Annotated in this window: 4 protein-coding genes; all 4 read left to right on the top strand. The window is 67.0% G+C overall.

The features are described 5' to 3' along the window. The first annotated feature begins 68 nt into the window (after positions 1-68). Positions 69-2,393, top strand: a complete 2,325-nt coding sequence (locus P7B02_RS18375) for a TonB-dependent receptor (protein ID WP_277787815.1) — start codon at positions 69-71, stop codon at positions 2,391-2,393. 82 nt (positions 2,394-2,475) lie between these two features. Further along, positions 2,476-3,675, top strand: coding sequence for an acyl-CoA dehydrogenase family protein (locus P7B02_RS18380; protein WP_277787816.1), 1,200 nt, complete (start codon positions 2,476-2,478; stop codon positions 3,673-3,675). Positions 3,676-3,695: 20 nt separating this feature from the next. Continuing rightward, entirely contained in the window at positions 3,696-5,291 is a 1,596-nt protein-coding gene (locus P7B02_RS18385) for a fatty acid--CoA ligase (RefSeq protein WP_277787817.1), read from the top strand. A gap of 189 nt (positions 5,292-5,480) precedes the next feature. Then, positions 5,481-11,306: a HAMP domain-containing protein gene (locus tag P7B02_RS18390; RefSeq protein ID WP_277787818.1), complete on the top strand. Its 5,826-nt coding sequence runs from the start codon at positions 5,481-5,483 to the stop codon at positions 11,304-11,306.

An 11,306-nucleotide genomic window follows, 5' to 3' on the forward strand; every position in this document is an offset into this window, starting at 1 on the left:
GGAACTCGAGACGATGAAGCTCGGGTCGGAGGAGCCGCGCGCGAGCCGCGGCCTGAGGGAGAACGGGAATGAGGCTTTGGCTTCGGACAGCGTCCAGCGCCGTCCTTGCGACCCTGTGCGCTGGCGGCGTCGCCTCTGCGCAGGACAACACACTGGATCAGGTGATCGTCACCGCGACCAAGAGCACGGCGACCCTTCAGGAGGTGCCGTTGTCGATCACCGCCGTGAAGGGCGAGACCTTGCAGGCCCAGGGGGTGACCCGGTTCCAGGACCTGACCGGCACGATCCCCAACTTCACGGTCTCGCAGAGCCCGATCTCCGACGTCATCTCCATGCGGGGCATCAACTCCGACCTGCAGGCGGCGGGCGAGCAGGCGGTGGCCACCTTCGTCGACGGCGTCTATCGCGGGCGCGGGGTGCAGTCCCGCTTCGCCTTCCTCGACATGGGCTCGCTGGAAGTGGTGCGCGGACCGCAGGGCACGCTGTTCGGCAAGAACACCGTGGGCGGCGCGCTGAACATCAACTCCGCCCGGCCGTCCTCTGTCTTCGACGGCTCGATCTCCGCCGGCTACGAGTTCGAGCAGGGCGAGACCGAGGTGCTGGGCTACATCACCGGGCCGATCAATGATCGCCTGCGGGTGCGCGGCGGCTTCCAGTACAACCAGATGAAGGATGGCTGGGTCGACAACAGCTATTACGACGAGGCGCAGCCCCGCTACACCAACTGGGCCGGCCGCCTGTCGGCGGAGCTGGACGTCAGCGAGGACGCCAAGCTCTACGTCCGCTACGACCACAGCGACTTCGACACCAAGGGCAACCCGATCGAGATCATTCATCTCGGCGGGCCGCTGGCGCCGCTGCTGTCCAGCCTGGGCGTCGAGGGGAACATCGACGGCAAGGCGCGGCAGGGCAACAGCTCCGCCTTCCTGGATCTCGGCTCGGCCTTCGTCATGGACGGCGGCACGGACGAGGTGATGGCGCGCCTGGACTGGCGCACGCCCATCGGCGAATGGACCACCATCGGCGCCTATTCCGGCTACGATTTCCTGCGCGCCTTCGACGCCGATCTCGGCCCGCTCGACGTGCTGCAGGTAAAGCAGGACGAGAAGTACGAGCAGTACAGCCTGGAAAGCCGCATCAACTTCGCCTCGGTGGGCAAGGTGCGGCCGCTGGCCGGCGTCTATCTGCAGAAGTCACAGCTCGACAACGACGGTTGGACCTACGCCAACACCGTGCCCCTGGGCGTGCCGTTCCCGCCGCTGAGCCGCTTCGGCCGCTTCCAGCAGGAAAGCAAGCTGTGGGCGATCTTCGGCCAAGCGACCATCGACCTGACCGACAAGCTCGAAGCCACCGGCGGCATCCGCTACGCCTCCGAAAAGAAGGACGCACTGCAGGAGATCACCCTGACCAACGCGACGACCGGCGGCCCGCTGCCGGCCCCGGTCCTGGCGGCCCTGGCCAACGCGGTGCTGGAGGCGACGCCGCACGTGCTGCGGCCGAGCATGAAGGAGAACGACACCTCCTGGTCGGCGAACCTACGGTGGAAGCCGACGGACGAGGCCAGCTTCTACATCAGCGCCGCGCACAGCACCCTGGGCGGCGGCTTCAACGCCGCGTATTTCGGCACCGGCGGCGCGCGGCCCGGCGAGACGGCCGACCAGTATCAGCAGCGCATGCTGCGCGAGATCGCCTATCTGCCGGAGAAGGCCACCTCCTACGAAGCCGGCGCCAAGCTGCGCTTCGGCGGCCGGGCGGAGCTGAACGGCGCGATCTTCCATGTGAAGTACGACGACATCCAGACGTCGCAGTTCACCGGCGGCACCTCCTATGTCGTCGGCAACGCGGCGGCGGCGAAGGCCTGGGGCGTCGAGCTGGATGGCCGCTGGCGTCCGGTGGACGAACTGACCCTGACCGCGGCCCTCGGCTACATCGACTTCGAGTATACCGACTACAAGAACGCCGGCTGCACCGTGGCCCAGATCGCGGCGGGCGGTTACGCCAACGGCGCGCTGTGCTCGGCCGCCGGGGTCAACGACCTGACCGGCCGCACCAACCAGATCACGCCCGAATGGACGATCAGCTTCGGCGTGCGCTGGGTGAAGCCGATCGGGAACTACGAGCTGACGGTCGACGGCCAGGCCAACTATGTCGACGACTTCTACGGCGCCCAGGATCTCGATCCCCGGACCTTGCAGAAGGCGACGACCAAGGTGAACCTGCTGGTGGGCGTGGGTCCGCAGGACCGCGATTGGGCGCTGGATCTGGTCATGCGCAACCTGACCAACGAACACACCTTCCAGACCGCCAACGACGTGCCGCTGGCCACCGGCTCCTACTTCGCGACCATCGAGCGGCCGCGTTCGGTGGCCTTGCGATTGCGCGTGAACTTCTAGTCGTTCCCACCTCGGGAAACCTCACGCCGACGCCGGCTTGCCGGTGTCGGCGTTCCTTCCTCCGGACCGCTTGGAGTATCGTTTGAACCTAGATCTGGAGCCGGAGGACCGGAAGTTCCGCGACGAGGTGCGGGCTTTCCTCGATGCATCCCTGACCCCCGAACTGCGCGAGGTCGGGCGTCACGCCACCAGCGTCTTCACCGAGAAACGTCACAGCACCCCCTGGCAGCGCATCCTGCACGCCAAGGGCTGGGTCGCGCCGTCCTGGCCGGTCGAGTACGGCGGCACGGGCTGGAACGAGATGCGGCGCTACATCTTCACCGCCGAATGCGCCCGCGCCGGCGCGCCCAACCTAGCCCCCATGGGGCTGAAGATGGTCGGGCCGGTGATCATGAAGTTCGGCACGCCGGAGCAGAAGGCGCACTACCTTCCGCGCATCCTGTCGGGCGAGGACTACTGGTGCCAGGGCTATTCCGAACCCGGGGCCGGCTCCGACCTGGCGTCCTTGCAGATGAAGGCCGTGGCCGACGGCGACGACTATGTCCTCAACGGCTCGAAGATCTGGACGACCCATGCCCAGTGGGCGACCCACATGTTCTGCCTGGTGCGGACGTCGACGGAGGGCAAGCCGCAGGCGGGGATCACCTTCCTGCTGCTGCCCATGGACCTGCCCGGGATCACGGTCGAGCCGATCATCACCCTGGCGGGGGAGCACGAGGTCAATCAGGTCTTCTTCGACAATGTCCGCGTGCCCCAATCGGGCCGCGTGGGCGAGGAGAACCAGGGCTGGACCGTCGCCAAGCACCTGCTGGAGTTCGAGCGGGGCGGGGGAGCGTCTCCGGGTCTTCGCGCCACCATCGAGCGACTGCGGGAAGTGGCGCGGCTGGAGACCGCGGACGGTGAGCGCCTGATCGACGATCCGCGCTTCCGCATGAAGCTGGTGGACGCCGAAATCGCGGTCCAGGCCGTAGAGGTGTCGGAGCACCGCGTGCTCAGCGCCCTGTCGGCGGGCAAGAACCCGGGGGCGGTCTCGTCCCTGCTCAAGACCCAGGGGACGGAGGCCATGCAGCGTCTCGACGAGGTCGGAATCGAGGCGGCCGCGCACTATGCGGCGGTCGCTCAGCCGGTTGACGTCGGGGCAGGTCGCAATTTTCCGTTGATCGGACCCGAACACCTGTTGGCCTTGACGGCCCGCTACCTGAATAATCGCGCAGCGTCGATCTACGGCGGCTCCAATGAAATCCAGCGCGACATCGTCGCCAAGCTGGTTCTGGGCCTCTGAGGGCGCAGGGAGAGAAACAAATGGGCGATCAGAACGCCATCGACTTCGACCAGATGCCGACCCTGGGCGATGTGGCCCGCTATCACGGCCGGACCCGTCCGCAGGCGACCGCCTTCAAGTTCGAGGGGCGGGAAACGAGTTTCGCCGACTTCGACCGCCACACGAACCAGGTCGCCAACGGCCTGATCGCGGCGGGCCTGAAGAAGGGCGACCGGATCGCCTATGTGGGCAAGAACAGCGACTGGTACTTCGAGCTGTTCGCCGGGGCGTCCAAGGCCGGGGTGGTCATGGTCCCCATCGGCTGGCGCCTGGCCGTGCCCGAGATCACCTATGTGGTCGAGGACGCCGAAGCCAAGCTGCTGTTCGTGGGACCTGAAAGCGTCGCCGCCGGCCGCGAGATGGAGCCCAAGCTGAAAGGCGGCTCCGCCGTCATCGTCATGGAAGGCGACGAGCCCGGCTGGCCGTCTTTCGAGACCTGGCGCGACAGCCAGTCGGCGGAAGACCCCGGCGTCGCCATCGGCGACCGCGACGTGGCGATCCAGCTCTATACCTCCGGCACCACGGGGCGGCCCAAGGGAGCCATGCTCAGCCACGGCAACCTGCTGCGCGGACGACGCGAGGCGACCCTGGAGCCCATGGAGTGGAACGCCTGGGTTCCCGACGACGTCAGCCTCGTCGCCATGCCGGTGGCCCACATCGGCGGCAGCGGTTGGGGTCTTGTGGGGCTGTTCAACGGCGCGACCGGCGTGGTGGCGCGGGAGTTCGATCCCTTCAAGGTGCTGGACTTCATCGAGCACGACCGGGTGTCGAAGCTGTTCCTGGTGCCCGCCGCCCTGCAGATCGTCGTGCGCCAGCCCCGGGCGCGGGAGATCGACTACAGCCGCCTGAAGTACATGCTGTACGGGGCAGCCCCGATCCCGCTCGACCTGCTGCGCGAGGCCATGGACGTGTTCGGCTGCGGCTTCGTCCAGCAGTACGGCATGACCGAAACCTGCGGCACCATCGTCTATCTGCCGCCCGAGGATCACGACCCCGCCGGCACGCCGCGCATGCGCTCCGCCGGCCTGCCGATGCCGGGGGTGGAGATCAAGGTGGTGGACGAGGCCGGGAACGAGGTCCCGCGCGGAACCGTGGGGGAAGTGGCGACCCGCTCCGCCGCCAACATGACCGGCTACTGGAAGCTGCCCGAGGCCACCGCCGCCACCATGGCCGCCGACGGCTGGCTGCGCACCGGCGACGCCGGCTACATGGACGAGGACGGCTATCTGTTCATCCATGACCGGGTGAAGGACATGATCATCACCGGCGGCGAAAACGTCTATCCGGCCGAGGTGGAGAGCGCCGTCTATGGCCATCCCCACGTGGGAGAGGTGGCGGTGATCGGCGTGCCCGACGAGAAGTGGGGCGAGGCGGTCAAGGCCGTGGTCGCGCCCAAGCCGGGGGTGACGCCGGACGCCGACGACATCATCGCCTTCGCCCGCTCGCGCATCGCCCATTTCAAGGCGCCCAAGAGCGTGGACTTCATCGAGGCCCTGCCGCGCAACGCCGCCGGCAAGATCCTGCGGCGCCAGCTTCGCGAGCCCTATTGGGAGGGCCGAGAGCGCCGGGTGAACTGAAGAACGCCGAAAGTGGAACTTTTCCACAGTTCCATACCTGTGGTTGGGGAACCGGCGTCGTCTCGAAACGTTGGCCGCTGATCGGGGGTGCTTGGGCGGTACACGCCTTTCATAGGAGCGGGAGCTCCGGGGTGTTGACGCCGTCCATGCGGCCTCGAGCGCGAACGCGTCTTTCGAGGAAGCACAGTCATGCTTGCAGCGGCGGCCGAACGGCAATCGAGCCTGGACGTCCATCAACTTCTCGCGGCGCTTCGTGCGTTCCGGCGGGGCGACTTTTCGGTCCGCCTGCCGGGCGACCTGACCGGCGTTGACGGCGAACTGGCCGAAGCCTTCAACGACGTCGTCGATCTCAACGACCGCATGAGCAAGGAGTTCGAGCGGCTCGGCGACGTGGTCGGCAAACAGGGCAAGATCAACCACCGCGCGGCCCTGTCCGGGGCCACCGGCGCCTGGGGCGCCAGCGTCGAAGCGGTGAACAGCCTGATCACCGACATGGTGCACCCCACCGCCGAAATGGCTCGCGTGATCGGCGCGACCGCCAAGGGCGACCTGTCCCAGACCATGGACCTGGAGAACGAGGATCGCCCTCTGCGTGGCGAATTCCTGCGCATCGGCCGGGTGGTGAACACCATGGTGGGCCAGCTGGGCTCCTTCGCCTCGGAAGTGACGCGCGTGGCGCGTGAAGTCGGCACCGAGGGCAAGCTGGGCGGCCAGGCCCAGGTGAAGGGCGTGGCCGGCACCTGGAAGGACCTCACCGACAACGTGAATCTGATGGCCGCCAACCTCACAGGCCAGGTGCGGAACATCGCCGAGGTGACCACCGCCGTCGCCAACGGCGACCTTTCCCGCAAGATCACCGTGGACGTGAAGGGCGAGGTGCTGGAGCTGAAGAACACCATCAACACCATGGTGGACCAGCTCAACTCCTTCGCCTCGGAAGTGACCCGCGTGGCGCGTGAAGTGGGTACGGAAGGCAAGCTCGGCGGCCAGGCCCAGGTGCGCGGCGTCGCCGGCACCTGGAAGGACCTCACCGACAACGTGAACATGATGGCCGCCAACCTGACCGGCCAGGTGCGGAACATCGCCGAGGTGACCACCGCCGTGGCCAAGGGCGACCTGTCCAAGAAGATCACCGTGGACGTGAAGGGCGAGATCCTGGAGCTGAAGTCGACCATCAACGTCATGGTGGACCAGCTGAACGGCTTCGCCTCGGAAGTGACCCGCGTGGCGCGTGAAGTCGGCACCGAGGGCAAGCTGGGCGGCCAGGCCCGCGTGGAAGGCGTGGCCGGCACCTGGAAGGACCTGACCGACAACGTGAACTTCATGGCCGCCAACCTGACGGGCCAGGTGCGGAACATCGCCGAGGTGACCACCGCCGTCGCCAAGGGCGACCTGTCCAAGAAGATCACCGTGGACGTGAAGGGCGAGATCCTGGAGCTGAAATCGACCATCAACGTCATGGTTGACCAGCTCAACGGCTTCGCCTCGGAAGTGACCCGCGTGGCCCGCGAAGTCGGCACCGAGGGCAAGCTCGGCGGTCAGGCCCAGGTGGAGGGCGTCGCCGGCACCTGGAAGGACCTGACCGACAACGTGAACTTCATGGCCGAGAACCTCACAGGCCAGGTGCGGAACATCGCCGAAGTGACCACCGCCGTGGCCATGGGCGACCTGTCCAAGAAGATCACCGTGGACGTGAAGGGCGAGATTCTCGAGCTGAAGAACACCATCAACACCATGGTGGACCAGCTCAACTCGTTCTCGTCGGAAGTGACCCGCGTGGCGCGTGAAGTCGGCACGGAAGGCAAGCTGGGCGGTCAGGCCCAGGTGAAGGGCGTCGCCGGCACCTGGAAGGAGCTGACCGACAACGTGAACCTGATGGCCGCCAACCTGACGGGCCAGGTGCGGAACATCGCCGACGTGACCACCGCCGTGGCCAACGGCGACCTGTCCAAGAAGATCACCGTGGACGTCCGCGGGGAGATCCTGGAGCTGAAGAACACCATCAACGTCATGGTGGACCAGCTCAACGGCTTCGCCTCGGAAGTGACCCGCGTGGCGCGTGAAGTGGGCACCGAAGGCAAGCTGGGCGGCCAGGCCCAGGTGAAGGGCGTGGCCGGCACGTGGAAGGACCTGACCGACAACGTGAACTTCATGGCCGCCAACCTGACCGGTCAGGTGCGGAACATCGCCGAGGTGACCACCGCCGTGGCCATGGGCGATCTATCCAAGAAGATCACCGTGGACGTGAAGGGCGAAATCCTGGAGCTGAAGAACACCATCAACGTCATGGTGGACCAGCTGAACTCCTTCTCCTCGGAAGTGACTCGCGTGGCCCGCGAGGTGGGCACCGAAGGCAAGCTGGGCGGTCAGGCCAATGTGCGCGGCGTCGCCGGCACCTGGAAGGAGCTGACCGACAACGTGAACCTGATGGCCGGCAACCTGACCGGCCAGGTGCGGAACATCGCCGACGTGACCACCGCCGTGGCGCGCGGCGACCTGTCCAAGAAGATCACCGTGGACGTGAAGGGCGAAATCCTGGAGCTGAAGTCGACCATCAACGTCATGGTGGACCAGCTGAACGGCTTCGCCTCGGAAGTGACCCGCGTGGCCCGCGAAGTGGGCACCGAAGGCAAGCTGGGCGGTCAGGCCCAGGTGCCCGGCGTGGCCGGCACCTGGAAGGACCTCACCGACAACGTGAACATGATGGCCGCCAACCTGACGGGCCAGGTGCGGAACATCGCCGACGTCGTGACCGCCGTGGCCCAGGGCGATCTGAAGCGCAAGCTGACCCTGGACGCCAAGGGCGAGATCGCCTCGCTGGCCGACACCATCAACGGCATGATCGAGACCCTGGCCACCTTCGCCGACCAGGTGACCAACGTGGCCCGCGAAGTGGGTTCGGAAGGCAAGCTCGGCGGTCAGGCTCGCGTGCCCGGCGCCGCCGGCCTGTGGCGCGACCTGACCGACAACGTGAACGAACTGGCCGCCAATCTGACCACCCAGGTCCGCGCCATCGCCGAGGTGTCCACCGCCGTGACCAAGGGCGACCTGACCCGCTCCATCACCGTGGAGGCGTCGGGGGAAGTGGCGGCCCTGAAGGACAACATCAACGAGATGATCCGCAACCTGAAGGATCAGACGTTGAAGAACACCGAGCAGGACTGGCTGAAGACCAACCTGGCCCGGTTCAGCCGCATGCTGCAGGGCGAGCGCGACCTGTCGACCGTATCAAACCTGGTGCTGTCGGAACTGGCCCCGCTGATCAGCGCCCAGCACGGCCTGTTCTATGTCTCCGACCGCGACGAGAACGGGGAGGAGGTCCTGACCCTGGCGGCCAGCTACGCCTTCAATCCGAAGAAGCCGCCGGCCGCGCAGCTGCGTCCCCGCGAAGGCCTGATCGGCCAGTGCGCGGTGGAGAAGGAGCGCATCGTCCTCACCAACGTGCCCAAGAACTACCTGCAGGTCAGCTCGGGCCTCGGCGCGTCCTCGCCGCACAACATCGTCGTCCTGCCGGCCCTGTTCGAAGGCGAGCTGAAGGCGGTGATCGAACTGGCCACCCTGGGCGAGTTCAACGAGACCCAGCAGGCCTTCCTCGACCAGCTCATGGAGTCGGTGGGCATCGTGCTCAGCACCATCGCCGCCAACATGCGGACCGAGGGCTTGCTGGCCCAGTCGCAGCTCCTCACCGGCGAGCTTCAGGCCCAGCAGGAAGAGCTGAAGAAGACCAACGACCGCCTGGAGCAGCAGGCCGCGTCCCTGCGTCAGTCTGAGGAGCTGCTGCGCAGCAAGCAGGACGAGCTGCAGCAGACCAACGCCGAGCTCGAGGACAAAGCCATCCTGCTGTCCGCTCAGAACAAGCAGGTGGAGGCCAAGAACCACGAGGTGGAGCAGGCCAAGATGGCGCTGGAGGAGAAGGCCGAGCAGCTCGCCCTGACCTCCAAATACAAGTCGGAGTTCCTGGCCAATATGAGCCACGAGCTGCGCACGCCGCTGAACAGCCTGCTGATCCTGTCCAAGATGCTGAGCGAGAACGCCCAGGGGAACCTGAGCGACAAGCAGGTGGAGTTCGCCAAGAACATCCACGACGCGGGCACCGACCTGCTGGGGCTGATCAACGACATCCTCGACCTGTCGAAGATCGAGTCCGGCACCGTCACCCTGGACATCGCAGAGATGTCCTTCGCCAGCCTGCGCGACCAGATGGACCGCACCTTCGCCCAGATCGCCCAGGGCAAGAAGCTGGACTTCAACATCGACGTCGATCCCGGCCTGCCGCGCTCGATGTACACCGACGACAAGCGCCTGCTGCAGGTGATCAAGAACCTGCTCTCCAACGCCTTCAAGTTCACCGAGGCGGGGTCTGTGAAGCTGAAGGTGGCGCGCGCCACGGGCGGCTGGGCCACGGGCAACGACCACCTGAACACCGCCGGCCAGGTCCTGGCCTTCTCGGTCGAGGACACCGGCATCGGCATCCCCGAAGAGAAGCAGCGGATCATCTTCGAGGCCTTCCAGCAGGCCGACGGCACCACCAGCCGCAAGTACGGCGGCACGGGCCTGGGCCTGTCGATCAGCCGCGAGATCACCCGCCTGCTGGGCGGAGAGTTGAAGGTCGTCTCGACCCCGGGCGAGGGCAGCACCTTCACCCTGTACCTGCCGCTGAACTTCAGCCCGGCCGCGCAACCGGTCATGACCCCGCGCGGCCCGGCCGTGGCGCCGCAGCCGTTCCGCCTGTCCACGGCCTCCATCGTCGACGCCGAGCCGGCCGAGGCGGTGGTCGACGACCGCGAGCAGATCGAGCCCGGCGACCCGGTGGTGCTGATCGTGGAGGACGATCCGCGCTTCTCGTCGATCCTGCTGTCCCTGGTCCGCGACGTGGGCTTCAAGGGCGTGGTGACGGGCGAGGGATCGGCCGTGCCCTCCCTTGCGCGCCGCTTCTCGCCCTATGCCATCATGCTGGATGTGGGCCTGCCGGATATGGATGGCCTGGCCCTTCTGGACCTGCTTAAGCGCACGCCCGACACGCGGCACATCCCGGTCCATGTGATTTCGGCTGACGATCATGGCGGGCTCGGCCTGTCCATGGGCGCGGTGGGCTTCACCTCCAAGCCGGTGGCCCGCGAGGCGGTGATCTCGTCGCTTGAAGAGGTCAAGAAGCTCGCGGCCCAGCAGGCCGCGCCCGTCGTCCTCATCGGCGGCGACGCCGAGAGCGAGGCGGAGACGACCCTGGCCCAGGCGTTCGCCGTCGAACGCGCCGCCAGCCTGGCCGACCTGCCCGACAGCGTCTTCGCGGGTGAACAGGGCTGTATCGTGGTCGATGTGGGCGGCGGCCCCGTCGGTCCCATCATCGACCTGCTCAAGCAGCGCCAGATCCGCCCCGGCGTCGCCGTGCTCTACGCACCGCAGGAGCTTGAGGGCGACGACGACCGCCGTCTGCGCCTGGCGGTCTTCGCCGGCCTGGCGCGTCTGGCCCGCACGCCGGAGCAGTTGATCGACCATGTCAGCCTGTTGCTGCATTCCCCGGTGGAGGGGCTGTCCGATCCCGCCCGCACCATGCTGGCCCAGGGGCGCCATGCCGACGCTGTCCTGACCGGCCGCACGGCGGTGGTCATCGACGACGACATCCGCAACATCTTCTCCCTGGCGAGCGCGCTGGAGGAGTACGGCATCGAGCTGCGCTACGCCGAAAGCGGCCGGGCGGGGCTGGACTTGCTCGACAGCCTGCCGGAGGTCGACATGGTGCTGGTCGACATCATGATGCCCGACATGGACGGCTACGAGACCATGCGGGAGATCCGTTCGCGAGCGCAGTTCTCGGACCTGCCGGTGATCGCCGTCACCGCCAAGGCCATGAAGGGCGACCGCCAGAAGTGCATCCAGGCCGGCGCGTCCGACTATGTCTCCAAGCCGGTGGACATCGACCAGCTGATCTCGGTCCTGCGTGTCTCGGTGCAGCGCGCCGACGCCCAGCGCCTGGCCGGCGACAAGGTCGTCGCCCTCGTCCCCGCCGCCGTCTGA

Source organism: Caulobacter segnis, assembly GCF_029543125.1.
Taxonomy (GTDB): Bacteria; Pseudomonadota; Alphaproteobacteria; order Caulobacterales; family Caulobacteraceae; genus Caulobacter; species Caulobacter segnis_D.